Genomic DNA, 23661 nt, shown 5'->3' with positions numbered 1-23661 from the left:
ATAGCGCTATCAAATTGCTATCATGGTGCGAAATCACAGCAAAAAAAGGGATTTAAGGCGTATACTGCCTGTCACGTAAAATGAAGGATGAAACTGAATCGCGTCCTGTCAGCAGGAAGATGTATGTCTTTAACCCGAAAACGGCGCAGTACCGGAAAAGTAACGCTCGCGGATGTCGCACAGCTTGCCGGCGTAGGCACGATGACTGTTTCCCGTGCCCTCCGCACGCCCGAACAGGTTTCCGATAAACTGCGTGAAAAAATTGAAGCCGCGGTGCAGGAGCTGGGTTATATGCCCAATCTTGCCGCCAGCGCACTGGCATCGGCGTCGTCATGGACGATCGCGATGGTAGTTCCCAATCTTTCCGAAGCTGGCTGTTCCGAGATGTTCGCCGGGCTACAGCAGGTGCTCCAGCCAGCCGGATACCAGATCATGCTGGCTGAATCTCAGCATCGTCTTGAACAGGAAGAGAAACTGCTCGAAACGCTGCTGGCCTCAAATATCGCCGCAGCGATACTGCTCAGCGTCGAGCACTCCGATACCGTACGCCACTGGCTGAAAAACGCCTCTATCCCGGTGATGGAAATGGGTGCAATGCGTGCCGATCCGATTGATATGAATATCGGGATTGATAACGTCGCCGCCATGTATGAACTTACCGAGATGGTGATTCAGCGTGGCTACCAGAATATCGGCCTGCTGTGCGCTAACCAGGAGCAGTGGATTTTTCAGCAGCATTTGCAGGGCTGGTACAAGGCGATGCTGCGCCACCACCTGTCGCCGAACAGAGTGATTAATGCCGCCATGCCGCCGAACTTCTCCACCGGTGCGGCACAATTGCCAGAGTTCCTGCTGGCGTGGCCGGAGCTGGATGCGCTGGTGTGCGTGTCAGATGAACTGGCCTGCGGCGCGCTGTATGAGTGCCAGCGTCGGCGCATCAAAGTGCCGGACGATTTAGCGGTCGTGGGCTTTGGCGACAGCGACGTCAGCCGCGTCTGTCAGCCGCCGCTGACGACGATGGCAGTACCGCATCGCAAGATTGGGATTGAAGCCGGGAAAGCGTTACTGGAACGTCTGAATGACGGAGACTGGCGCGATCATAAACCCATCGCGTCCAGCCTGTGTCTGCGGGAAAGCTGTTAAGGCTTACTCAGCCTCTTCCTCTTTTTCTGCCTTATTTTCCGGTTTAGCGGATTCGTTTTTGGCGTTGCGGGTCATCCACAGCGCCAGTGCTTTAAGGGAATCTGGCGTGAACTCGTCGCAACGCGCGGTGATCTCTTCCGGCGTCATCCAGCACACTTCGCTCACTTCCTCTTCCTGCAAGGCGAAAGGTCCGTGGGAAACGCAGCTGAACAGCCCGCCCCAGACGCGACAATGCTCATCTTCGAAATAAAACTGTCCGTGCTCGGCAAACGGCACGCCAGCGATACCTAACTCTTCTTCCGCTTCACGACGCGCGGAGTCCAGCAATACTTCATCGGCCTGCACAACGCCACCCGCTGTGGCGTCCAGCATACCAGGAAGAAAATCTTTGGTGTCGGTGCGACGCTGGACCAGAATCTTGCCCATGCCGTCATGAACAACGATGTACGTCGCGCGGTGACGCAGACGCTCCGCACGCATTTGTTCGCGGCTGGCCTGCGCGATCACTTCATTCTCTTCGCTGACAATGTCAACCCACTCAGTACTTGCCAAATGATTCTGCTCCACCATCGGGAAACCTTCTCGTCTAAGCGCTCTTACGGCGCGTTTGCAGTTGTGGTGTAACTTACGGATTAATCGCTATCTGCGCAATAACTTGCTGATCATTAAGTGCGATAACGCTTAATGTCCCGTCCTCATACATGCCGTAGCTTGCCGGGTTGCCGCCTTTAGGAATGCTAACAGACCCGGGGTTAAAGTGATAAAACGCCCCGCGTTTTTCCGCCACCGGAATATGAGTATGACCATAAACCAGGACATCGCCAGCGGCGAGTGACGGCAGGTTATCCGGGCCGAACAGGTGCCCGTGGGTCAGGAACAAACGGCTGTTTTCCATCAACACCTGTTGCCAGGGAGCGGTGATGGGAAAATGCAGCAGCATCTGGTCAACTTCGCTGTCGCAGTTGCCGCGAACGGCGATAATGCGCGAGGCAAAATGATTAAGTTTTTCCGCCACCTGCGCGGGAGCATAGCCTTCCGGCAACGCATTGCGTGGGCCGTGGTTTAACACATCGCCCAGGATCACCAGCCATTGCGCCCCGCTTTGGGCGAACAGAGAAAGCACGCGTTCGGTCGCGGGCAGCGATCCATGAATATCCGACGCAAACATCAGTTTCATCAGTTACTCCTCAGGAATTCAGACTGCCCCTATCATACCTCAAGCGCCCCGTCTTATCAGCCCGCGCGCTTAGCAGAGAGTGCCAGATAGCGCTGTACCGACGCGCGTTGCCACTGGAATGTGGCGTAATCCACCAGCAGCTGTGGGACGTCATCGCCGTTGAGGATCAAGCGATTGAGCATCAGCGCCAGATCGGTGTCGGCAATACACCACTCGCCAAACAGGTTGGGGTTACCCTGCGCCAGCAGCGATGAGGCAGTTTCGATCAGCTTCCGGGCGCTGGATAAGCCTTCCTCGCTGAGGGCGGGCTTTTTGACGCCAGCGAACACCACGTCCGTAGAGCGTTCTGTGCGAATCGGCACCAGGTCGCTACGCAGCCATGCCTGGATCTGGCGAGCGCGGGCGCGCTTTTGCAGATCGTGAGGATAGATGCGTTCCCACTCTGGCGGGGCAAAGCGGTCCTCAAGATACTCGTCAATCGCCGAGGATTCACTCAACTCAAAACCGTCGATCTCCAGCACAGGGACTCGGCGAGTGAGCGCGTAGCCCTGCCACTGGGGCTTCAGATGTTCGCCGCTGTCCAGGTCGACGGTTTTCAGACTAAAAGTAAGCCCCTTTTCTGCCAGCGCCACATAAACGCTCATGACATAAGGAGAAAAAAAGTTCGCATCGGACCACAACGTTATTACAGGCTGGCTCATAACATCCTCATCGGCTGATCGGTTTTCACTCAACATATAATCTCTTTGCCTCGCTGTCACTTGATGAAAACTCACGATTTACAACAAGCACCTATACTGATTTTTTATGGCAACACTATTCGCACTGACAGGAGTTGAGAATGATAGATCTCTATTATGCCCCCACCCCTAATGGCCATAAGATCACCCTCTTTCTCGAAGAAGCCGAAGTGGACTACCGGATCATTCGCGTGGATATCAGTAAAGGCGACCAGTTCCGCCCCGTTTTTCTGGCCATATCGCCCAACAATAAAATTCCGGCCATCATTGATAACCTGCCTTCTGACGGCGGCAAACCGTTAAGCCTGTTTGAGTCTGGAGAGATTTTGCTCTATCTGGCAGAGAAAACCGGCAAGCTCCTGAGCGGTGAATTGCGCGAGCGTCATCACACGCTGCAATGGTTATTCTGGCAGTCGAGCGGCCTGGGGCCAATGCTGGGGCAGAATCACCACTTTACCGCCTATGCGCCGCAGACGATCCCTTACGCCATTGAGCGATATCAGGTCGAAACCCAGCGCCTGTACGGGGTCCTGAACCGTCGGCTGGAAAAATCACCGTGGCTGGGAGGTGAGCATTACAGCATTGCAGATATCGCCTGCTGGCCGTGGATTAACACCCATGAACGCCACCGGATCGATCTGGCCACTTATCCGGCAGTGAACAACTGGTTTGAGCGCATCCGGACGCGCCCGGCCACCGAACGCGCCATGCAAAAAATCCATCAGATTTGAGCCTGCGCCCCGTTGGGTGCAGGTGTTTTCCTCATGTATGATGAGGTGAAAATACTGACACGGAGAAGACCTGCAATGTCCCAGCATGACGCTATTATTCGTATAAAAAACTTACGCTTACGCACGTTTATTGGTATCAAGGAGGAGGAGATCGCGAATCGCCAGGATATCGTGGTGAATGTAGTGATCCACTACCCGGCAGACAAGGCGCGTGCCAGCGAGGACATCAATGACGCGCTGAACTATCGCACGATCACCAAAAGCATCATCCAGTACGTTGAGAACAACCGTTTTGCGCTACTGGAAAAATTAACTCAGGATGTGCTCGACATCGCACGCGAACACCACTGGGTCACTTATGCTGAAGTGGAGATCGATAAACTTCACGCCCTGCGCTACGCCGACTCCGTCTCCATGACGTTAAGCTGGCAGCGCCAGGCGTAAACCTGGAGGTTGTATGAAGATCCTGCTCACCGGCGGTACGGGCCTGATTGGTCGCCATCTCATTCCACGTTTGCAGGCGTTGCATCACGACATTACCGTGGTCACGCGCAGCCCGGAGAAAGCGCGCCAGGTGCTGGGCGCCGGCGTTGAGATCTGGAAAGGCCTGGCGGAAAGGCAGGATCTGAACGGCTTTGACGCCGTCATCAACCTAGCTGGCGAACCTATCGCCGATAAACGCTGGACCGAAGAGCAAAAACAGCGTTTATGCAGCAGCCGCTGGAACATGACCGAAAGGCTGGTTGAGCTGATTCGCAACAGCGAGACGCCGCCTTCGGTGCTGATTTCCGGCTCTGCTACAGGCTACTATGGCGATCTCGGTGAAGTGGTGGTGACCGAAGAGGAGCCGCCGCACAACGAGTTTACCCATAAACTCTGCGCCCAGTGGGAGCGCATCGCCTGCGCGGCGCAAAGCGATCGTACCCGCGTCTGCCTGCTGCGCACCGGCGTGGTACTTGCGCCGAAGGGCGGTATTCTCGGTAAAATGCTGCCGCCGTTTAAAATGGGGCTTGGCGGGCCCATCGGCAATGGTCGTCAGTATCTGGCGTGGATCCATATCGAGGATATGGTCAACGGCATTCTCTGGCTGCTGGATAACGATCTGCGCGGGCCATTTAACATGGTATCCCCTTACCCCGTACGTAATGAACAATTTGCTCACGCCCTGGGGCATGCCCTGCATCGCCCGGCGGTGCTGCGCGTGCCTGCAACGGCGATTCGTCTGTTGATGGGTGAGTCTTCGGTGCTGGTGCTGGGCGGGCAACGCGCGCTGCCAAAACGGCTGGAAGCGGCCGGGTTCACGTTCCGCTGGTATGACCTGGAAGAGGCGCTGGGGGATGTGGTGCAGTGAATATGTTAGAGTTATACGCCATGTCTGGATGAGATGGCGTAACTATGGCAACCATTACCACAACCCGGCTTCACCTCACCCCTTTCGAACCTTCTGACTGGGCGTTCTTCCGCTCTCTGCGTGAAGACCCCGCCATCATGCGTTATATGGCCGCTATCACGCCGGAAAAAGAGACGCGCCGCGTATTTGCCGCGCGCCTGATGGCGGAGCATGTCTTTGTGATCCGTCTGCATAACGACGTTACGCCGCTCGGGGATATCGGCCTGCAAATCAGTGCGGCGAACCGTGAAGAGGCGGATATTGGCTACACGGTTGTGCCTGCCGCGCAGGGAAAAGGCATTGCCAGCGAGGCGCTGCACGCGGTGTGCGAGTATGCATTTAACCAGACGGGCGTGAAGGCGATAAACGCGTACGTGCTGGCAGATAACGTTGGGTCGGTGCGGGTCCTTGAGAAAGCGGGTTTTGTGCGCACGCAGGTGCTGGAGAAGGCGTACGAGATTAAAGGCGTACGGTATGACGACTGGGTGTATCGGCTGGAGTGTTGAATGCCGGGCGGCACTGCGTTTGCCCGGCCTACGGGTTTTGTAGGCCCGGTAAGCGAAGCGCCACCGGGCAATTGGGCGGCTCTGCGGCCTGATGCCCTCACCCCGGCCCTCTCCCACAGGGAGAGGGAGAAAGGCCAAACCTACTTCAACGAGCCTTTCAGGAACTGCTGCAACCGCGGGCTTTGCGGGTTCGCCAGCACCTCATCCGGATGACCCTGCTCTTCAATTTTCCCCTGATGCAGGAAGATAACGTGGTTAGAAACGTTACGGGCGAAGCCCATCTCGTGCGTCACCACCACCATCGTTTTGCCCTCTTCCGCCAGCTTTTGCATGATGCGCAGTACTTCGCCAACGAGTTCAGGATCCAGCGCGGAAGTCGGTTCGTCAAACAGCAACACTTCCGGCTCCATCGCCAGCGCACGGGCGATAGAAACACGCTGCTGCTGCCCCCCTGACAGGTGCACCGGATATTTGATCTGCTGCCGCTCGTCGATACCCACTTTCGCCAGGTATTTGACCGCACGCTCGCGGGCTTCCTGCTTGCTTAAGCCGAGCACCTGAACCGGCGCTTCCATCACGTTCTCCAGCACCGTCATGTGGCTCCAGAGGTTGAAGTGCTGGAACACCATCGTCAGGCGTGTACGCAGCAGGCGCAGCTGGTTTTTATCCGCCACTTTAAGCTGGCCGTCTTTATCACGGACCATGTTGATGTTCTGTCCGCTCACCACAATCGATCCTTCGCTCGGCTTTTCGAGGAAGTTGATGCAGCGCAGGAAGGTACTTTTACCCGAACCTGATGAGCCGATAATACTGATCACGTCGCCCGCGTTAGCCTCCAGCGACACCCCTTTCAGCACTTCATGTTCGCCGTAGCGCTTGTGCAAATCAATTACGTTTAATTTGTTCTCAGCCATCATAAATTCTCAGTGCGTCGACGGTTTTATATGCTGCAACCAGCGTTTTTCAGCCTTACGGAACAGGCTGATCAGGACGTAAGAAATGATCAAATAGAGCACTGCCGCAATGCCAAACGCCGTAAACGGCTGGTAGGTGGCAGAGTTAATATCGCGGGCAATCTTTAACAGATCCGGTACCGTGGCGGTAAACGCCAGTGCCGTCGAATGCAGCATTAAAATCACTTCGTTGCTGTAGGCCGGCAGCGCAATACGCAGCGCCGAAGGCAGAATAATACAGCGGTAGAGCTTCACGGACGAGAAGCCGTACGCGCGCGCCGCCTCGATCTCACCGTGCGGCACAGAACGGATGGCCCCGGCGAAGATCTCGGTGGTATAGGCGCAGGTATTGAGGGTCAGCGCCAGCACCGTACAGTTCAGACCGCTGCGGAAGAACGCGTTCAGCATCTCGGTGCCTTTCACGATCTCCAGCGTGTACATCCCGGAATAGAACACCAGCAGTTGCACGTACAGCGGAGTACCGCGAAACACGTAGGTGAATAGCCAGATAGGGAACTGGATAAATTTATTGTTCGACACGCGGCCAATGGCAAGAAACACCGCCAGAATGCCGCCCATTACCACCGAGGAGATCAGCAGCCACAGCGTAATCGCCACGCCAGTAAAGCGGTAGCCATCCGTCCACAGCAGGGATTTCCAGTACTCCTGAATAATCTCAATCACAGGTCAGCCCTCTTCACACCCACGGAGTAGCGACGTTCGAGCAGAAGCAGCACACCATTGGAGACGGTCGTAAAGACCAGATAAATTACGCCGCAGACCACCGCAAAATAGAACGGTTCCCAGGTGCTTTTACCCGCCAGCTGCGTGGCCTTCACCACATCTTCCAGACCCAGCAGGGAGACCAGCGCCGTTGCCTTGAGAATAACCTGCCAGTTGTTACCGATACCCGGCAGCGCGTAGCGCATCATGGCCGGGAACATGATCCGGCGAAACGTTTGTGAGGAGGTAAAACCGTAGGCGGTCGCCGCTTCAATATGCCCTTTCGGCACGGCCATGTAAGCGCCGCGGAAAGTCTCAGTGAAATAGGCACCGTAGATAAAACCAAGGGTAATAATACCGGCCACCATCGGGTCGATATCGATCTGCTCCATGCCGATGGCATCCGTCACGCCGTTAAGTGCGATTTGCAGGCCGTAAAAGATCAGCAGCATCAGCACCAGGTCAGGCACGCCGCGAATCAGCGTGGTATAGCCTTCAAATATCAGCGCCAGCGGTCTGTTGGCGGATAATTTTGCCCCCGCGCCCGCCAGGCCTATCAGCACCGCCAGCACCACGGAGCTGATAGCCAGCTCAAGGGTGACAAGCGCGCCCTGTAAAATAACGCCAGAAAATCCGTACAGCATACCGCGTGCCCTGTCGTCTCGTGAGTGGTGGAACCGTGTCTTTTCCCCTCCCGCAACGGGAGGGGCCGCACGTTATCAGACGGGGCGATTAGCCGCCGTAAACATTAAAATCGAAGTACTTTTTAGCCAGCTTGTCATAGGTGCCGTCCGCGCGCATCTCGGCGAACGCTTTGTTCAGGGCTTCACGCAGTTCGTTGTCTTCTTTACGCAGGCCCATACCGGTACCGACGCCAAAGAGTTTTTCGTCCTTAATGGACGGACCGCCGAACTTGTAATCTTTACCCACAGGCTGTTTCAGGAAGCCTTCGCTTGCCGCCACTTCATCCTGGAATGCCGCGTCAATACGGCCTGCCGTGAGGTCTGCGTAAATGTTTTCCTGGCCCTGGTAAGAGACAATTTCAATCCCCTTTGGCGCCCAGTGCTCGTTGCCGTAGGTTTCCTGCGTCGTACCCTGCAACACGCCCACGCGTTTGCCTTTCAGAGATTCGAGGGTTGGCTGAATGTCAGAGGATTTGGCCACCACCAGACGGGAATCTGCCGCGTAGAGTTTGTCCGTAAAGGCAATCTCCTGCTGACGTTTCTCTGTGATGGACAGGGAGGACATGATCACGTCAATTTTCTTCGCTTTCAGGGACGGGATCAGCGCATCCAGCGGGTTTTCAACGTAGGTACATTGCGCTTTAATGCGTTTGCACAGCTCGTTAGCCAGATCGATGTCAAAACCGACCAGTTCCCCCTTCGCATTCTTCGATTCGAAAGGTGCATAGGTTGGGTCAGTTCCAATACGAATTTTCTGCGGAATTGCTGCGAATGCCGCGGTGGTGCTGGAAAAAGCCAGTACCAGAGAAAGTGACAACACCAGTTTTTTCATATCTGTCCTCAACAAACTGTCTTAATACGAGATTTTTACGACGACGGGGTGTTGTTAATGTGCCATTAATCCCCTCATTCAAGCAAAGATTAATGCCTTTGAACGGGAATTTTTGCATTTTAAATGCTTAACTATGCACACAGCGATCCAGTATGGTGCATGTGTTGCACCATACTGGAACATAACCCCGTTAAGATGCACCACTTCAGTGCATCTTATTCAGGCATTAATCACCGTAGACGTTGAAATCGAAGTATTTCTTCGCCAGTTTGTCGTAGGTACCGTCTTTACGCAGCTCATTAAACGCTTTGTCGAAGGCGGCTTTCAGCTCGGTATCATCCTTACGCAGGCCAATACCGGTACCGTCGCCAAAGTATTTTTTGTCTTTTACCGACGGGCCAGCAAAGGCGTACTCTTTACCCGCAGGCTGTTTCAGGAAGCCTTCGCTCGCGGCGACTTCATCCTGAAACGCGGCATCCAGACGGCCTGCCGCCAGGTCAGAGTAGATCAGATCCTGATTCTGGTAAGCCACAACATCGACGCCCTTCTCGCGCCAGTTAGCATTGGCGTAACCTTCCTGGGTCGAGCCCTGAAGCACGCCAACATGTTTGCCTTTCAGCGAGTCGATGGTCGGCTGGATTGGCGAGCCTTTCGCGGCAATCAGACGTGAGTCGGCAGCGTAGAGCTTCTCAGAGAAGGCGATCTCCTGCTGACGTTTTTCCGTGATGGAAAGAGAAGAGATAATGGCATCAATTTTCTTGGCTTTCAGCGACGGGATCAGCGCATCAAAGTCACTGCCCACCCATGTGCATTTCACTTCCATGCGTTTGCACATCTCATTTCCCAGATCGATATCAAACCCCACGAAGTCGCCTTTCGCATCCTTGGAGGAGAATGGCGCGTAGGTTGCGTCTGTACCGATACGAACTGTCTGTGGAAGCGCTGCATAGCTACTTGCTGCTGCACTCAAGCCCACGAGCAAAGACAGAGCCAGAACCGTCTTCTTCATACATTTACCCTCAAGAACCGTGATTTTATTATGGTTTATGTTGTGTGTTGTGTTGCAGGCTGTTCTTGCAGGTCTTATGCCACATTGTCGTCGGGTTAAAACTAGGACGTTAAGTATGTTAATAAAACGTTGCGATACTGCCTTAATGGTGAAAGATAGCAGGTCTGCCGAACGAACCGGAAAGAGAAAAAGGGAAAAAGCGAATTAAATGTCGAGGATATGATCGCGGTTGCAGTTTTGCCCTGAAACAGGGCAAATTGTCTTTTCATGCACCTTGTTTGTGCACAGCTTCACGCCCCCTGCCAGCGGGTAAAGAGATCTTCCGGCAGGTCGATATCGAACTGATCCAGTACGCGGTTAACGGTCTGGTTGATGACATCGTCCAGCGTTTGCGGACGATGATAGAACGCGGGGACCGGCGGCATAATCACGGCCCCCAGTTCGGCTGCTTGCGTCATTAAACGCAGATGTCCCAGGTGCAGCGGCGTTTCCCGCACGCAGAGCACCAGAGGACGACGCTCTTTCAGCACCACATCCGCTGCACGCGTCACCAGCGTGTCGGTATAGCTGTTTACAATGCCGGAAAGGGTTTTAATCGAACAGGGCAAAATAACCATGCCGGCCGTTTTAAACGAGCCCGAAGAAATGCTGGCGGCGATATCGCGGGCATCGTGGACAACGTCAGCCAGGGCCTGAACGTCGCGCAGAGAGAGATCGGTTTCAAGAGAGAGGGTCTGACGCGCCGCCTGGCTCATCACCAGATGGGTTTCTACGCCTGCAACGTCACGCAGCACCTGTAACAGCCGGACGCCATAAATCGCGCCGCTGGCACCGCTGATCCCTACAATGAGTCGTTTCATGATTTTCGCCCTTGCTGATTTCAGGGCAGACTGTGCAGGATTTTACGGGGAGTTGCAAGTGAGGGCGAGCGCCCTCACCTGCATACGCATCAACCTTCGTTGTGCATCTCTAAGCTTTCAAGATCGTTTTGCAGCTGGACGGCTTTCGCATCATCGTTACGCAGCGAATCCAGATAGTCGAGATACTGCTGGTCAACGTCTTTCGTTACGTAGATCCCATTGAATACCGAGCATTCGAACTGCTGAATATCCGGGTTCTCGGCGCGCACCGCGTCGATCAGATCGTTCAGATCCTGGAAAATCAGGCCGTCGGCACCGATGATCTGCCGAATTTCGTCTACTTCACGACCGTGAGCAATCAGCTCGTTAGCGGTTGGCATATCAATGCCATACACGTTCGGGAAGCGAATTTCCGGCGCTGCGGAGGCGAGATACACTTTCTTCGCCCCGGCCTCACGCGCCATCTCGATGATCTGCTCAGACGTCGTGCCGCGCACAATGGAGTCGTCCACCAGCAGCACGTTCTTGTCGCGGAACTCGGCACGGTTAGCGTTCAGCTTACGACGTACGGACTTACGACGCAGCTGCTGGCCCGGCATGATAAAAGTGCGGCCCACGTAGCGGTTTTTTACGAAGCCCTGACGGTACGGCTTGTCCAGAATACGGGCAATTTCCAGCGCGATATCACAGGAGGTTTCAGGGATTGGGATCACGACATCAATGTCGAGATCGTCCCACTCGCGGGCAATCTTCTCGCCCAGCTTCGTCCCCATGTTGACGCGCGCGCTGTAAACGGAAATCTTGTCGATGAACGAGTCCGGACGCGCGAAGTAAACGTATTCGAACAGGCACGGGTTGCTCACCGGGTTGTCGGCGCACTGACGGGTAAACAGCTGGCCCTTCTCAGTGATGTAGACCGCTTCGCCTGGCGCGACATCACGCAGGAATTCGAAGCCCAGAGTGTCCAGCGCCACGCTTTCGGAGGCAACCATGTACTCGGAACGGCCATCGCCGAGGTCACGTTTGCCAAGCACCAGCGGGCGAATGCCGTTTGGATCGCGGAAGGCCACCATGCCGTGACCGATGATCATCGCCACGCAAGCATACGCGCCACGGATCAGGCGGTTAGTCGCGGCAACGGCGGCAAAAATGTTGTCTGCTTCCAGCGGATAATGGCGGAAGTTATCCAGTTCGCTGGCAAAGATATTGAGCAGGATTTCAGAATCAGAGGTGGTGTTAATGTGGCGACGTTTCTCTTCGAACAGCTTTTTACGCAGCTCGTGGGCATTGGTCAGATTGCCATTGTGGGCAAGCGTGATGCCATACGGGGAGTTAACGTAAAAAGGCTGAGCCTCAGAGGCGCTGGAACTGCCAGCAGTAGGATAACGAACGTGACCGATCCCCATATTACCTTGCAGACGCTGCATATGGCGGGCTTCAAACACATCGTTTACCAGGCCATTCGCCTTGCGTAAACGGAAGCAGTTGTTTGCATCAATGGTGATGATACCCGCAGCATCCTGCCCACGGTGCTGAAGCACCGTTAACGCGTCATAAATCGACTGGTTTACCGGCATGAAACCGGCGATACCGACAATACCGCACATTCGTCTTTTCCTCGTTAAGCCACATCTCAGGGTTTATGCCCTGGGCAAGAAACTCGACGAGCTTTGCAGATAGTCAAAGAACCATCTGATGATGAAGCTGAACTCCGGAATGAGCTGCGATTTTTGCCAGTCTTCACTTTTGGAGAACCCGGTAAAGGTATCCAGGAAGAACAGGATCGCGGCCACAATGAGCACGCCTCGCAACGCGCCGAAACAGATGCCGAGTACCCTGTCCGTTCCTGACAGACCGGTTTTCTCGACCAGCTGACCTATCACGTAATTGACGATAGCGCCGACAATCAGCGTCGCGATAAACAGCACCGCGATGGCGATTCCGTTTCGGACCAGTTCATCTTCAAAGCCCGTGAACCAGACAGACAGGTAAGTGTAGTAATGACTGGCAACAAAGAAAGCACAACCCCAGGTTACCAGCGATAACGCTTCACGAACAAAGCCACGGATCAGGCTAACCAGACAGGAAAAACCAATCACCGCAATGATGGCGTAATCAATCCAGACCATATGTGTCCCACGATTAAACGCCCTGTCATCCAGTTCGGGGCGAATTCTAACAGAAAAAGAAAACGTTTGCGTAGGGATTTCCTTCCCACGCGTAAATAAAAAAGGCGCTGAAAAAATGCTCAACGCCACCGCACCGTTGACGTTTCTGTGAACGTCTGCCTCCCCCTCACCCCGGCCCTCGCCCCTTTGGGGAGAGGTTTAGGGTGAGGGGGGAATTTCTATCAGTTTGCGCTGTAGTTCATCACCACACCGCTCAGGCCGGAGATTTGCTTCAGCTCGCCAAGCGAACCTTTGAGCTTATCTTTAGACGCATCCGGCCCCACGAGGATACGGGTAATTTTACCCTGTACTGGCGTGGTGGGTGAAGTATAAACACGGTATCCCGCGCCGCGCAGTTTACTCACGATCTCATTGACCTTATCTGCATTTTTCAACGCACCGAGCTGAACGACATAGGCTTTACCCGTAGGGGCGGCCTCCTGCTGGGTCTGTTTGGCCGGTGGCGGCGTTTCCGTTGCCGCAGCCAGCTGCTCGTCGGCTTTGTCACGCTGCGGTTTAGGCTGCGTTTTCTCTACCGGCTTCGGTTTTTCAACCGGTTTGGGTTGCTCTACCGGTACAGGATCGATTTCAACGTTGTTATTCGCGGCCAGACGCGACGGATCAAGAGACGGCGCGGCTGCATCACCTGCGCGCACCTCTTCCGCTGCACCTTCTGGCGGCTGGGCAGGCAGCGCCTGCGTTGCCGCTGGCAGCATATCGGGCTCGTCGCGATCGCCCGGTTTGGGTACCAGCGGAATGGCCGCAAATTCATCCTGGTAATGCTTTTTTTGCCCGTCGAGCAGTCCCGGGAGAATAATCACCCCGAGCGCGACCAGCACAATGGTTCCTGTTAAACGGTTCTGAAACTTACTCGCCACCGGTTCTCCCCGCGTCCATCACTTCCATGACATGTGCCACCGTGTGGAATGACCCACACACCAGCACGGTATCTTCTGGTTTAGCCTCCGCCATCGCGGCACGCCAGGCCGAAACCACACTGTTGTAGATTTCGCCTTTGCCGAGATGTTCCATCAACTGCTCAGCAGTCGCGCCGCGCGGCCCTTCCAGAGGAGCACAATACCAGCTATCGACCACACTCTCCATGCAGGCCAGCGTGCCGCCGATATCTTTATCATGAAGCATACCGATAACCGCCAGCACGCGCCCGGTTTTTGGTAACGATTTGAGACGTCCTGCGAGGTACGCCGCCGCATGCGGGTTATGTGCAACATCCAGAATCAGACGCGGTGACTCACTTACAATCTGAAAACGTCCCGGCAGCAGTGCGTTCTGAATGCCGTCGCGGATCGCCTGCTCACTTACCGCTAATCCGCTGGCGCGCAGGGCTGCCAGCGCAGTCGCCGCGTTAGGCTGTGGCACCTGCGGAAGGGGCAGACTCTCCAGCACGCCCTGCGCATCGCTGAAGCGCCAGCCTTTGTCCTGCACCTCATACTGCCAGTCCACGCCGCGACGCAGCAGACGAGCGCCCTTCTCTTTCGCTACCTCAGCAATGGTATGCGGCATGTCCGGTTCGCCTACCACGGCAGGCTTATTGGCCCGGAAAATACCGGCCTTCTCACGGCCAATGCTCTCGCGGTCCGGGCCCAGCCAGTCGGTGTGATCCAGCGCGATGCTGGTGACGACGGCGACATCCGCATCCACCATATTGGTGGCATCCAGACGCCCGCCCAACCCCACTTCCAGGATCACCACGTCCAGCTGCGCCTGCTTAAACAGCCACAGCGCCGACAGGGTGCCGTATTCGAAATAGGTTAATGAGGTTTCGCCGCGCGCCGCTTCGATAGCGGCAAACGACGCCGTATGGGCGGATTCCGCCAGCTCGGTGTTTTGCACGCGCACGCGCTCGGTATAGCGCACCAGATGCGGCGAGCTGTAAACGCCAACCTTGTACCCCGCCGCCATCAGGACAGATTCCAGCGTGCGGCAGGTGGTGCCTTTACCGTTAGTGCCGGCCACGGTAAATACGAAAGGCGCGGGTTTCAACACGTCAAGACGCGCGGCAACCTGGCTTACGCGCTCAAGGCCCATGTCGATAGTTTTACTGTGCAGGTTTTCCAGATAAGAAAGCCACGCGGCCAGGGGCGACGTGGCTTGAGGAATGCTTTTATTTTCCATGATGCCCGGTTGTCATTAACGGTTTAGAAAGCAAAAGGGCAGCGCCATTCGGCCCTGCCCTTTTCAGTTATCAGGCCTCGGGTTCCTGATCCGGTACCACCACGCCTTCGCGCGGCTCGTCCGGGTTCGGCGCCGGCAGATTCATCAGCTTCGCCAGGACGCTTGCCAGTTTCAGGCGCATTTCCGGACGGCGGACGATCATGTCGATGGCGCCCTTCTCAATGAGGAACTCACTGCGCTGGAAGCCCGGCGGCAGTTTCTCACGTACGGTCTGCTCGATAACGCGAGGACCCGCAAAGCCGATCAGCGCTTTTGGCTCAGCGATGTTCAGGTCGCCCAGCATCGCGAAGCTTGCAGAAACGCCGCCCATGGTTGGATCGGTCAGTACCGAGATGTACGGCAGACCGCGCTCCTGCATTTTCGCCAGCGCCGCAGAGGTTTTCGCCATCTGCATCAGGGACATCAGCGCTTCCTGCATACGTGCGCCACCGGAGGCGGAGAAGCAGATCAGCGGGCAGTTGTCTTCCAGCGCCTGCTCAACGGCACGCACGAAGCGCGCGCCAACCACAGAGCCCATTGAGCCGCCCATAAAGGAGAACTCAAACGCGGCGGCAACCACCGGCATCTCGTGCAGGGTGCCTTTCATAACGATCAGCGCGTCTTTCTCGCCGGTCTCTTTCTGTGCAGAGGCCAGACGATCTTTGTATTTTTTGGAGTCGCGGAACTTAAGCACATCTTTTGGCTCCAGTTCGCTGCCCAGTTCTACCAGAGAACCTTCGTCCAGCAGGCTATGCAGGCGGTTGCGCGCCGACATACGCATATGGTGGTCACACTTCGGACACACCTCAAGATTGCGTTCCAGCTCTGCGCGATACAGAACCTGGCCGCAGCTATCACACTTCGTCCATACCCCTTCAGGAATGCTCGCTTTACGCGTTGGGGTAATGTTGCTTTTAATTCGTTCAATCCAGCTCATTGATAACCTTTCTGCCTGAACCTGGTCGTATGCCAGTTTTGCTGTAAGAGGCGAATAATGCCATTTTTGCCTCCAACAGACCATGAATGTTGCACATTAAAACATAACAGCCCGAAACTTTGGATAAAAAAGTGGTCGAACCGCCAGCGTGCATTTACTTCGCTTGCTTTGCCGCCGCGCGTTTGTGACGGATAATTTCGATGACGCCAGGCAGTACGGAAAGCACAATAATCGCTACAATCAGTAACTTAAGGTTTTCCTGAACCACCGGCAGATCGCCAAACAGGTAGCCTGCATAGGTGAACAGCAGCACCCACAGCAGCGCGCCCACCACGTTGTACATGGCAAAATGACGATAGGACATGTGACCCATTCCCGCCACAAACGGTGCAAATGTACGCACAATAGGCACAAAACGGGCAAGGATAATGGTCTTACCGCCATGGCTCTCATAGAACGCATGGGTCTTATCTAAATAACTGCGGCGGAAAATCTTCGAGTCCGGATTACTGAACAACCGCTCGCCAAACACCCGCCCGATGGTGTAGTTGACCGCATCACCAACAATCGCGGCGATGATCATCAGGACCACCATCAGATGGACATTCAGGTCATTCGTTGGCAGTGCGGATAACGCGCCCGCCACGAACAGCAGTGAATCTCCCGGCAGGAACGGCGTAACCACAAGGCCGGTTTCACAGAACAGAATGAGGAACAGAATGGCGTACACCCAGACGCCGTACTGCGCGACCAGCTCCGCCAGGTGAACATCAATATGCAGGATGAAATCAATCAGAAAACGTATTACGTCCATATTGTCTAAGCCCTAATTGCACCTTTGTTTAGTCCGCTAAAAACAGCGGGCCCATTGGCGGTTTTGGCAGGTCGAACCGGTCCGGATAATCCACCGAAACCAGATACAGACCTTCCGCTTTCGCCGTTGCTGCCGCAAGCGTTCTGTCCTTCGCTGCCAGCAGTTCTGCAATCCAGCTCTCCGGCTGGTGTCCGGCGCCCACATCCATCAGGCTGCCTACAATATTCCGCACCATATGATGTACAAAGGCATTGGCTTTGATATCCACCACCACATACGCGCCATAACGACTGACGTTAATGTGCATGACGTTACGCCACGGCGTACGGGACTGACACTGCACCGCACGAAACGACGTAAAATCATTCTCTCCAATCAGACACTGCGCCGCACGCTGCATACGTTCTGCATCCAGCGGTTCATAAAAATGCGTCACGCCCTGGCTTAACACCGCCGGGCGCAGGCGCTGGTTATAGATGACATAACGGTAGCGCCGCGCCGTCGCGCTGAAACGCGCGTGAAAATCATCCGGCACAGCTTTCACCCAACGCACGGCAATGTCACCAGGCAAATTCGCATTTACACCCAGCGTCCAGGCCGCGTCTTTGCGCACGGCGGTGGTGTCAAAATGCACCACCTGCCCCGTGCCGTGAACGCCGGCATCGGTGCGGCCCGCACAGAAGACGCTTATCGGTTCGTTCGCCACCTGAGAGAGCGCTTTCTCCAGCTTCTCCTGGACGCTGCGCACCTCATTCTGCCGCTGCCAGCCATAGTATTTACTGCCATCGTATTCAATGCCGAGGGCAATTCTGTGGACCGGCTTTTGTTCCACATCTGACATCAGTACAGATACTCCTGCACCAGTTTTTCCGCGATTTTGACCGCCATCAGCGCGCCGCCAAAACGCACGTTGTCGGCAACGGACCAGAACTGCACCTGCTCCGGCATACCGTAATCGTTACGCACGCAGCCCACAGAGAGATGCGCGCTGCCGGTGGCGTCGCCCACCTGCGTCGGGAATTCGCTCTCTTCGGACAGGACAATGTCCTCACCGCGGCCAAACGCGTCGCGGGCTTCTTCAGCCGCCAGCGGACGCAGGGCTTCAAACCCGACCATCTGCGCGTGGCCGTAAAAGACCGGAGACTGCACGACATTCGCGGAGATCATCAGCCCGTCATCCTGCAAAATTTTGCGTGCTTCATCGACGATACGACGCTCTTCCCGCACCGAACCTTCACGATCCGGCAGCAGCGGCAGCATGTTGAACGCCAGCTGGCGGCCAAAGAAATCATCTTCGTCGATCGGGATACCGTTCAGCAGCTTCGCGCTCTGCCCTGCCAGTGCGTCTACGGCTTTTTTACCGTTAGCGGAGGCTGAAAGCAGGCTGGTCACGGAAATACGCGACAGGCCACCGTCGTCGATCAGCGGCTTCAGCGCGGTCAGCAACTGGCTGGTGAGACTGTTCGGTACTGCAATGATGTTGCGGTTGCGGTAGTCAGCCAGCACAAACGGGTTGACGTCCGGCACCACCAGCGGCACATCCGGCTCCAGGGAGAACAGGCCGCTCAGGTCGATCACCAGACAGCCTGAATTTGTCGCTTCTTCAATGTAAGACGCCGTGGCTTCCGCCCCTGCGGCAAAAAACGCCAGCTGAGCCTGCGTCCAGTCAAACGCGGCGGCATCCTGCACCATCACGGATTTGCCGCCGAAACGCAGATGTTCTCCTGCGCTGTCGGTACGCGCCAGTGCGTAAATCTCACCCACCGGGAACTGACGCTCAGCAAGGGTTTCAAGCAGGGCTTCGCCCACGGCGCCAGTGGCACCCAAAATGGCAATGTTCCAGCCTTCAGACATGGTGGTTTACTCCAGAAATAAAAAGCGTCCCTGCCGGAGCATCCGACAGGGAGCATTAAGAAGACATTAACGTGCCGGGTGGTGAACGGCGTTAAATCCCAGTTTATGCAGCAGCCCCGCCGCTGACGCGTCATCGCACATGACATACAGGGAAGACCACTCGCGGCGCTCAAGGTAATTTTTGCGCAGCTTGTCAAACTCACCCGGAATACCCGCCACTTTACGCAGCAGCGCATCATCGCGGCGCACATCATACACCAAATGCACCAGTCTTTTCAGCGTTGCCTCATCCAGCGGGCCATGAAGGGTAATGCGGCCGAATTCCGGGGCGGGCAGCAGCGTATCCAGCGCCACCTGCTGCGGATGGCCGATAAAGGCGCTGTAAGCCTCAAACACCTGGGTTGTGCCACGCGCTTTGCCTTCAAGGGTATAACCCGCAATATGCGCGGTACCCACGTCCACCTTATTCAGCAAGGCGACGTTGAGATCCGGCTCTGGTTCCCAGACGTCCAGCACGACGCTAAGCTCTTGTCCTTCGTCGAGACATGCCAGCAGCGCCGCGTTATCCACCACCGGTCCCCGGCAGGCATTTATCAGAATAGTGCCAGCCTTCAGACGGCGGATCAGCTTTTCGTCGGCCAAGTGCAGAGTCTTGTACGGCCCCTCTTTAAAGAGCGGCGTATGGAAGGTGATGACGTCGCACTCGTCGACCAGCTCATCCAGCGTGCGGAAGTCGCCTTCATCGCCGTTATCCTTACGCGGCGGATCGCACAGCAGGGTGTGGATGCCCCAGGCTTCCAGACGCTTTTGCAGACGTCCGCCCACGTTGCCCACACCCACAATCCCGACGGTGCGGTCTTTCAGCGCAAAACCATCGCGCTCGGCCAGCATCAATAGCGAGGAGAAAACATATTCCACGACGGCAATGGCGTTACAGCCTGGCGCCGCGGAAAAACCAATCCCCGCCTGCTTAAGCCACTGGTCATCCACATGATCGGTCCCGGCCGTTGCCGTCCCGACAAATTTAACCCCTTTGCCGGTGAGCAGTGCCTCATTTACTTTGGTCACCGAGCGCACCATCAGGGCGTCTGCATCGTCCAGTTCGCTGACCGGAATCGGGCGACCAGGGACAGCCTTAACCTCACCCAGGCGGCTGAACAGCTCACGGGCGTAAGGCATATTTTCATCAACGAGGATTTTCACGTCTGAGTACCTGTTTGAGAGGAAGTAAACCTGCCAAGTGTGCCATAATCTCGCCGCCGGGCATATATCTCCGCCCGGTTACGCAGAGTTTGACTTTAAGGATTTTGACGATGCAGCCCATTTCAGGTACGCCTCCGCGCCCTCCGGGTGAAGGCCCCGTTACGCCCAACACGCCAGGCGAACAACCGCTCTCCACGCAGCAACGCACCGTACTGGAGCGTCTGATCACGCGTCTTATTGCGTTAACCTCACAGCAAAACGCAGAGGTATGGGCCGGCGTTAAGCACGATTTGGGCGTCAGAAACGATGCGCCGCTACAGTCGCGCCATTTTCCTGCCGCCGAACAAAACCTGAACCAGCGTCTTACAAGCGCACAGCAGCAACATACTACCCGCCAGATTATCTCGCAGCTGACCGAGCTGTTGGGCCAGGGGAATAATCGCCAGGCGGTGAGTGATTTTATCCGTCAACAGTACGGTCATACCGCCCTGAGCCAGCTTTCGCAAGAACAGCTGAAAACCGTGTTGACCCTGCTGCAAAGCAATCAGCTTTCTATCCCGCAGCCGCAACAGCGCCCGTCTACAGAACGGCCATTGCAGCCTGCGGAGCATAATACGCTCAAGCAGATGGTCACTAAACTGGCTGCCGCTACCGGCGAACCCACAAAGCTTATCTGGCAATCCATGCTGGAACTTTCCGGTGTGAAAGCGGGCGAGATGATCCCGGCAAAACAGTTTACCCATCTGGTCACCTGGCTCCAGGCGCGTCAGACGCTCAGCACCCAGAGCGCCCCGACCCTGCACAGCGTACAGGCGGCGCTGAAACAACCGCTGGAACCGCACGAGTTCGATATGATTCGGGATTACGCTCAGCAGAGCTGGCAGGCTACGCCGCAAACGGTGCTGACCACCGCGCAGGTGCAGGATGTGCTCAATCAGATCTTCATTCGCCGCGCCGAGCGGGAAGGCGGCGTGCCGGAGGTAAGAAACATTCAGCCGATCTACAACCCGCTGTTTGCCCCCGTAGTTGATACGTTCAAAACGCTTTCTGCCCGTCCGGGATTGATGTTTATCGCGTTGGTGATTGCGCTGGCGATTTTCTGGCTGGTTGCGTGAGGATTTGCCCGGTGGCGCTTCGCTTACCGGGCCTACAACGGCTCGAACAGTAGGCCCGGTAAGGCGTAGCCGCCACCGGGCAAAAACTACGACCTGCGAAACGCCACCAGCGTCACCACAATTCCCACCACCGCTGACACCGCACCGGCCAGGAAGACGGAAGGATAGCCAAACGACGTTGCAAGCAGCCCCGCGAGCGGCCCGGTGATGCCGTATGAGATATCCTGAAACGCCGCATAGCCGCCCAGCGCCGTGCCGCGCACCTGCGGAGCGACGCGCTTCACCACTTCAACGCCCAGCGCCGGGAAGATCAGCGAGCAGCCGCAGCCGGTTAACGCCGCACCCAGCAGCGCAACGGATGCAGAGGGCGCCTGCCAGAGCAGTACCAGACCCATGGTCTCAATGACAAGTGACGCCACGGCCACCTTCACGCCGCCAAAGCGATCCGGCATCCAGCCAAACAGCACGCGCATCAATACAAACGCGCCGCCAAAGGCCGTCAGCGTAAAGCCCGCCATCGCCCAGCCGCGGCTCATGAAATAGAGGGAGACAAAGGTACCAATAACCGCGAAGCCCACCCCCTGAAGCGCCAGCCCAAGCCCCGGCTGCCAGATTTGCCCCACCACGCTCCACAGCGAAGGACGCTCGCCTTTATGGGCGGGCACCTTACGTACCGAACCGTTAAACGCCCACGCCAGCAGCGGCAATACCATGGTGGTGCCTGCCAGCGCCGCAAAACCAAACTGGCTGTGGATCAGCAGCCCCAGTGGAGCGCCTGCCGCCAGCGCGCCGTAAATCGCCATTCCGTTCCAGGACATCACTTTTCCGGAACGCGCAGGCCCCACCAGCCCCATTCCCCAGGTCAGGGTGCCGGTCAGCAGCTGGCTTTCGCCAAAGCCGAGGATCAGGCGCCCTGCCACCAGCAGCGCGAATTTATACGCTGCATCTATCGGCAACAGCGCCGCCAGCAGCCAGGCTCCCCCCGCCAGCCCGCAGGCAAACATGCCCTGCAACGCCGAGCGTTTTGCGCCGTGCTGATCCGCCAGGCGACCGGCGTAGCCCCGGGTTAATACCGTCGCTAAAAACTGAATGCCCACCGCAATGCCGACCATGGTGTTGCCATAGCCCAGCTCCTGGTGAACGAACAAGGGGATCACCGGCAGCGGCAGGCCAACGGTCATATAGGTCAGAAACACCGCAAAGGCGATGCGGAAAAGGGAAAGGTTCCCGGAAGGAGCGCTCTTCTCAGGGGTAACAGCCTTCATGCATAACTCCGTGTTCAGGCATAAAAAAAGGGAGCCGCGCGGCTCCCTTCTACTATACCTTCAAACGCTTACGCTTTCAGCTTACGCATCACCAGCGTGGCGTTGGTGCCGCCGAAACCGAAGCTGTTGGACATAACGGTCGTCAGCTCACGTTCGGTGGTTTCGGTCACGATGTTCAGGCCAGCCGCCTGCTCGTCCATCTCTTCGATGTTGATGCTTGGCGCGATAAAGCCGTTTTCCAGCATCAGCAGAGAGTAGATCGCTTCCTGCACGCCCGCCGCTCCCAGAGAGTGACCGGTCATGGCTTTGGTTGCAGAGATAGCCGGGCTATTGTCGCCGAACACTTCACGAATCGCACCCAGCTCTTTCACGTCGCCTACCGGCGTTGAGGTGCCGTGGGAGTTCAGGTAGTCGATTGGAGTATCAACACCGTGCATCGCCATCTTCATGCAGCGCACCGCGCCTTCACCAGATGGAGCAACCATGTCAGCGCCGTCAGACGTTGCGCCGTAGCCCACGATCTCAGCATAGATGTGCGCGCCACGCGCCAGCGCGTGTTCCAGCTCTTCAACCACAACCATACCGCCGCCGCCAGCGATAACAAAACCGTCGCGGTGTGCGTCATAAGTACGGGACGCTTTGTCTGGCGTTTCGTTGTATTTGGTGGACAGTGCGCCCATCGCGTCGAACTCACAGGCCATTTCCCAGCCCAGCTCTTCGCCGCCGCCAGCAAATACGATGTCCTGTTTGCCCAGCTGGATCTGCTCAACCGCATTACCGATACAGTGTGCGGAGGTCGCACATGCAGAGCTGATGGAGTAGTTCACACCGTGGATTTTGAACGGCGTTGCCAGGCACGCGGAAACCGCTGACCCCATGGCTTTGGTCACAACATATGGACCGACCGCTTTCAGGCCGCGCGGGCTGCGCATGGCGTCAGCACCGAACACCTGAGCTTTAGAGGAACCGCCGGAGCCTGCAATCAGGCCCACGCGTGGGTTGTTCTGGTAAGCGTCTTCGCTCAGACCAGAATCCTTGATCGCTTCCTGCATGGAAAGATAGGCGTAGATAGAGGCATCGTTCATGAAACGAACCACTTTACGGTCAATTAAACCGGTGGTGTCCAGTTTAACGTTACCCCATACGTGGCTACGCATTCCAGAATCTTTAAACTCTTCAGAGAAAGTGATCCCGGAGCGTCCTTCACGCAGAGATGCCAGGACTTCCTGCTGGTTATTACCGATGCTGGAAACGATGCCCAGGCCAGTAATCACTGCACGTTTCATTCAATACCTCTGTAAGTCGCACTATAAAAAGTTTCGAGTCGCACAATAGCGTACACTTGTACGCCGAACAAGTCCGATCAGCCATTTTCTGTGGAAA

The 23661-nt window shown here is 56.2% G+C and carries 26 protein-coding genes; 6 read left to right on the top strand and 20 right to left on the bottom strand.

The features are described 5' to 3' along the window. Positions 1-123: 123 nt before the first annotated feature. On the top strand, positions 124-1143 hold the full coding sequence (locus tag IMQ56_RS10430) for a LacI family DNA-binding transcriptional regulator (protein ID WP_017383439.1): 1020 nt from the start codon (positions 124-126) through the stop codon (positions 1141-1143). A gap of 3 nt (positions 1144-1146) precedes the next feature. Here IMQ56_RS10430 and yfcD read toward each other — a convergent pair whose 3' ends face one another. From yfcD to yfcF, 3 genes are read right to left on the bottom strand one after another with little or no spacing between them, the layout of a single operon-like run. Continuing rightward, a complete protein-coding gene (gene yfcD, locus IMQ56_RS10425) occupies positions 1147-1713 on the bottom strand; it encodes an NUDIX hydrolase YfcD (protein WP_006811396.1) in 567 nt (188 codons plus the stop codon). A 55-nt stretch (positions 1714-1768) separates the two neighbouring features. Beyond that, positions 1769-2320 carry a phosphodiesterase gene (gene yfcE, locus IMQ56_RS10420; protein ID WP_017692997.1) on the bottom strand — a complete coding sequence of 184 codons (552 nt, stop codon included), beginning with the start codon at positions 2318-2320 and terminating at the stop codon, positions 1769-1771. Between the two features lie 56 nt (positions 2321-2376). Further along, entirely contained in the window at positions 2377-3021 is a 645-nt protein-coding gene (gene yfcF, locus IMQ56_RS10415) for a glutathione transferase (RefSeq protein WP_017692996.1), read from the bottom strand. A 140-nt stretch (positions 3022-3161) separates the two neighbouring features. Between yfcF and yfcG the strand changes: the two genes are divergently transcribed. The 4 genes from yfcG to IMQ56_RS10395 all read left to right on the top strand — a co-directional run bounded on the left by yfcG (position 3162) and on the right by IMQ56_RS10395 (position 5687). Continuing rightward, positions 3162-3791 carry a GSH-dependent disulfide bond oxidoreductase gene (gene yfcG / locus IMQ56_RS10410; RefSeq protein WP_003861434.1) on the top strand — a complete coding sequence of 210 codons (630 nt, stop codon included), beginning with the start codon at positions 3162-3164 and terminating at the stop codon, positions 3789-3791. Positions 3792-3866: 75 nt separating this feature from the next. Continuing rightward, the gene (gene folX / locus IMQ56_RS10405; RefSeq protein WP_003861432.1) at positions 3867-4235 is read left to right on the top strand and encodes a dihydroneopterin triphosphate 2'-epimerase; all 369 of its coding nucleotides are present in this window, start codon (positions 3867-3869) and stop codon (positions 4233-4235) included. A 13-nt stretch (positions 4236-4248) separates the two neighbouring features. Next, positions 4249-5142: a TIGR01777 family oxidoreductase gene (locus IMQ56_RS10400; RefSeq protein WP_017692995.1), complete on the top strand. Its 894-nt coding sequence runs from the start codon at positions 4249-4251 to the stop codon at positions 5140-5142. 44 nt (positions 5143-5186) lie between these two features. Continuing rightward, positions 5187-5687, top strand: a complete 501-nt coding sequence (locus IMQ56_RS10395) for a GNAT family N-acetyltransferase (protein ID WP_017383443.1) — start codon at positions 5187-5189, stop codon at positions 5685-5687. Positions 5688-5827: 140 nt separating this feature from the next. Here IMQ56_RS10395 and hisP read toward each other — a convergent pair whose 3' ends face one another. The 15 genes from hisP to pdxB all read right to left on the bottom strand — a co-directional run bounded on the left by hisP (position 5828) and on the right by pdxB (position 19898). Next, on the bottom strand, positions 5828-6601 hold the full coding sequence (gene hisP / locus IMQ56_RS10390; RefSeq protein ID WP_003861426.1) for a histidine ABC transporter ATP-binding protein HisP: 774 nt from the start codon (positions 6599-6601) through the stop codon (positions 5828-5830). A gap of 9 nt (positions 6602-6610) precedes the next feature. After that, a complete protein-coding gene (locus IMQ56_RS10385; protein ID WP_003861424.1) occupies positions 6611-7324 on the bottom strand; it encodes an ABC transporter permease in 714 nt (237 codons plus the stop codon). Continuing rightward, complete coding sequence (locus IMQ56_RS10380; RefSeq protein WP_015572256.1) at positions 7321-8007, bottom strand: histidine ABC transporter permease HisQ; 687 nt, start codon at positions 8005-8007, stop codon at positions 7321-7323. The genes IMQ56_RS10385 and IMQ56_RS10380 overlap by 4 nt, the downstream gene beginning before the upstream one ends. An 88-nt stretch (positions 8008-8095) precedes the next feature. Further along, positions 8096-8878 carry a histidine ABC transporter substrate-binding protein HisJ gene (hisJ, locus tag IMQ56_RS10375; RefSeq protein ID WP_032619306.1) on the bottom strand — a complete coding sequence of 261 codons (783 nt, stop codon included), beginning with the start codon at positions 8876-8878 and terminating at the stop codon, positions 8096-8098. A 226-nt stretch (positions 8879-9104) separates the two neighbouring features. Next, the gene (argT, locus tag IMQ56_RS10370) at positions 9105-9887 is read right to left on the bottom strand and encodes a lysine/arginine/ornithine ABC transporter substrate-binding protein ArgT (RefSeq protein ID WP_015572255.1); all 783 of its coding nucleotides are present in this window, start codon (positions 9885-9887) and stop codon (positions 9105-9107) included. 290 nt (positions 9888-10177) lie between these two features. Continuing rightward, entirely contained in the window at positions 10178-10747 is a 570-nt protein-coding gene (locus IMQ56_RS10365) for a UbiX family flavin prenyltransferase (RefSeq protein ID WP_015572254.1), read from the bottom strand. An 89-nt stretch (positions 10748-10836) separates the two neighbouring features. Next, a complete protein-coding gene (gene purF / locus IMQ56_RS10360) occupies positions 10837-12354 on the bottom strand; it encodes an amidophosphoribosyltransferase (protein WP_006811407.1) in 1518 nt (505 codons plus the stop codon). A gap of 33 nt (positions 12355-12387) precedes the next feature. Further along, positions 12388-12876, bottom strand: coding sequence for a colicin V production protein (gene cvpA / locus IMQ56_RS10355; RefSeq protein WP_000262116.1), 489 nt, complete (start codon positions 12874-12876; stop codon positions 12388-12390). Positions 12877-13097: 221 nt separating this feature from the next. Continuing rightward, the gene (gene dedD / locus IMQ56_RS10350; RefSeq protein WP_017383444.1) at positions 13098-13793 is read right to left on the bottom strand and encodes a cell division protein DedD; all 696 of its coding nucleotides are present in this window, start codon (positions 13791-13793) and stop codon (positions 13098-13100) included. Next, positions 13783-15051, bottom strand: a complete 1269-nt coding sequence (folC, locus tag IMQ56_RS10345) for a bifunctional tetrahydrofolate synthase/dihydrofolate synthase (RefSeq protein WP_045343830.1) — start codon at positions 15049-15051, stop codon at positions 13783-13785. Before folC ends, dedD begins: the two co-directional genes overlap by 11 nt. 70 nt (positions 15052-15121) lie before the next feature. Then, positions 15122-16027, bottom strand: a complete 906-nt coding sequence (gene accD, locus IMQ56_RS10340) for an acetyl-CoA carboxylase, carboxyltransferase subunit beta (protein WP_014884667.1) — start codon at positions 16025-16027, stop codon at positions 15122-15124. Between the two features lie 154 nt (positions 16028-16181). Next, entirely contained in the window at positions 16182-16841 is a 660-nt protein-coding gene (locus IMQ56_RS10335; protein ID WP_196063814.1) for a DedA family protein, read from the bottom strand. 28 nt (positions 16842-16869) lie between these two features. Next, entirely contained in the window at positions 16870-17682 is an 813-nt protein-coding gene (gene truA / locus IMQ56_RS10330) for a tRNA pseudouridine(38-40) synthase TruA (RefSeq protein ID WP_048219725.1), read from the bottom strand. Then, a complete protein-coding gene (locus IMQ56_RS10325) occupies positions 17682-18695 on the bottom strand; it encodes an aspartate-semialdehyde dehydrogenase (RefSeq protein ID WP_015572252.1) in 1014 nt (337 codons plus the stop codon). Before IMQ56_RS10325 ends, truA begins: the two co-directional genes overlap by 1 nt. A gap of 66 nt (positions 18696-18761) precedes the next feature. Continuing rightward, the gene (pdxB, locus tag IMQ56_RS10320) at positions 18762-19898 is read right to left on the bottom strand and encodes a 4-phosphoerythronate dehydrogenase PdxB (RefSeq protein WP_047057273.1); all 1137 of its coding nucleotides are present in this window, start codon (positions 19896-19898) and stop codon (positions 18762-18764) included. Positions 19899-20008: 110 nt separating this feature from the next. Between pdxB and flk the strand changes: the two genes are divergently transcribed. After that, positions 20009-21013, top strand: a complete 1005-nt coding sequence (gene flk / locus IMQ56_RS10315; RefSeq protein WP_017383447.1) for a flagella biosynthesis regulator Flk — start codon at positions 20009-20011, stop codon at positions 21011-21013. Positions 21014-21099: 86 nt separating this feature from the next. Here the strand turns inward: flk and IMQ56_RS10310 are convergent, their stop codons facing one another. Both IMQ56_RS10310 and fabB read right to left on the bottom strand, forming a co-directional pair. Further along, a complete protein-coding gene (locus tag IMQ56_RS10310) occupies positions 21100-22278 on the bottom strand; it encodes an MFS transporter (protein ID WP_039270236.1) in 1179 nt (392 codons plus the stop codon). Between the two features lie 68 nt (positions 22279-22346). Next, positions 22347-23564: a beta-ketoacyl-ACP synthase I gene (gene fabB, locus IMQ56_RS10305; protein ID WP_017383449.1), complete on the bottom strand. Its 1218-nt coding sequence runs from the start codon at positions 23562-23564 to the stop codon at positions 22347-22349. Between the last annotated feature and the right edge of the window lie 97 nt (positions 23565-23661).

It is taken from the genome of Enterobacter sp. Res13-Sevr-PEC09-46 (assembly GCF_015672585.1).
GTDB lineage: Bacteria > Pseudomonadota > Gammaproteobacteria > Enterobacterales > Enterobacteriaceae > Enterobacter > Enterobacter hormaechei_C.
Note: the sequence above shows the minus strand (reverse complement) of the source record. Positions and strands in the feature narration are given on the sequence as shown.

Excerpts from the sequence above, each read along its gene's own strand:
- IMQ56_RS10430 (WP_017383439.1), top strand. The coding sequence starts at position 124 with ATGTCTTTAACCCGAAAACGGCGCAGTACCGGAAAAGTAACGCTCGCG.
- yfcD (WP_006811396.1), bottom strand. The coding sequence starts at position 1,713 with ATGGTGGAGCAGAATCATTTGGCAAGTACTGAGTGGGTTGACATTGTC.
- yfcE (WP_017692997.1), bottom strand. The coding sequence starts at position 2,320 with ATGAAACTGATGTTTGCGTCGGATATTCATGGATCGCTGCCCGCGACC.
- yfcF (WP_017692996.1), bottom strand. The coding sequence starts at position 3,021 with ATGAGCCAGCCTGTAATAACGTTGTGGTCCGATGCGAACTTTTTTTCT.
- yfcG (WP_003861434.1), top strand. The coding sequence starts at position 3,162 with ATGATAGATCTCTATTATGCCCCCACCCCTAATGGCCATAAGATCACC.
- folX (WP_003861432.1), top strand. The coding sequence starts at position 3,867 with ATGTCCCAGCATGACGCTATTATTCGTATAAAAAACTTACGCTTACGC.
- IMQ56_RS10400 (WP_017692995.1), top strand. The coding sequence starts at position 4,249 with ATGAAGATCCTGCTCACCGGCGGTACGGGCCTGATTGGTCGCCATCTC.
- IMQ56_RS10395 (WP_017383443.1), top strand. The coding sequence starts at position 5,187 with ATGGCAACCATTACCACAACCCGGCTTCACCTCACCCCTTTCGAACCT.
- hisP (WP_003861426.1), bottom strand. The coding sequence starts at position 6,601 with ATGGCTGAGAACAAATTAAACGTAATTGATTTGCACAAGCGCTACGGC.
- IMQ56_RS10380 (WP_015572256.1), bottom strand. The coding sequence starts at position 8,007 with ATGCTGTACGGATTTTCTGGCGTTATTTTACAGGGCGCGCTTGTCACC.
- hisJ (WP_032619306.1), bottom strand. The coding sequence starts at position 8,878 with ATGAAAAAACTGGTGTTGTCACTTTCTCTGGTACTGGCTTTTTCCAGC.
- argT (WP_015572255.1), bottom strand. The coding sequence starts at position 9,887 with ATGAAGAAGACGGTTCTGGCTCTGTCTTTGCTCGTGGGCTTGAGTGCA.
- IMQ56_RS10365 (WP_015572254.1), bottom strand. The coding sequence starts at position 10,747 with ATGAAACGACTCATTGTAGGGATCAGCGGTGCCAGCGGCGCGATTTAT.
- purF (WP_006811407.1), bottom strand. The coding sequence starts at position 12,354 with ATGTGCGGTATTGTCGGTATCGCCGGTTTCATGCCGGTAAACCAGTCG.
- cvpA (WP_000262116.1), bottom strand. The coding sequence starts at position 12,876 with ATGGTCTGGATTGATTACGCCATCATTGCGGTGATTGGTTTTTCCTGT.
- folC (WP_045343830.1), bottom strand. The coding sequence starts at position 15,051 with ATGGAAAATAAAAGCATTCCTCAAGCCACGTCGCCCCTGGCCGCGTGG.
- accD (WP_014884667.1), bottom strand. The coding sequence starts at position 16,027 with ATGAGCTGGATTGAACGAATTAAAAGCAACATTACCCCAACGCGTAAA.
- IMQ56_RS10335 (WP_196063814.1), bottom strand. The coding sequence starts at position 16,841 with ATGGACGTAATACGTTTTCTGATTGATTTCATCCTGCATATTGATGTT.
- truA (WP_048219725.1), bottom strand. The coding sequence starts at position 17,682 with ATGTCAGATGTGGAACAAAAGCCGGTCCACAGAATTGCCCTCGGCATT.
- IMQ56_RS10325 (WP_015572252.1), bottom strand. The coding sequence starts at position 18,695 with ATGTCTGAAGGCTGGAACATTGCCATTTTGGGTGCCACTGGCGCCGTG.
- flk (WP_017383447.1), top strand. The coding sequence starts at position 20,009 with ATGCAGCCCATTTCAGGTACGCCTCCGCGCCCTCCGGGTGAAGGCCCC.
- IMQ56_RS10310 (WP_039270236.1), bottom strand. The coding sequence starts at position 22,278 with ATGAAGGCTGTTACCCCTGAGAAGAGCGCTCCTTCCGGGAACCTTTCC.
- fabB (WP_017383449.1), bottom strand. The coding sequence starts at position 23,564 with ATGAAACGTGCAGTGATTACTGGCCTGGGCATCGTTTCCAGCATCGGT.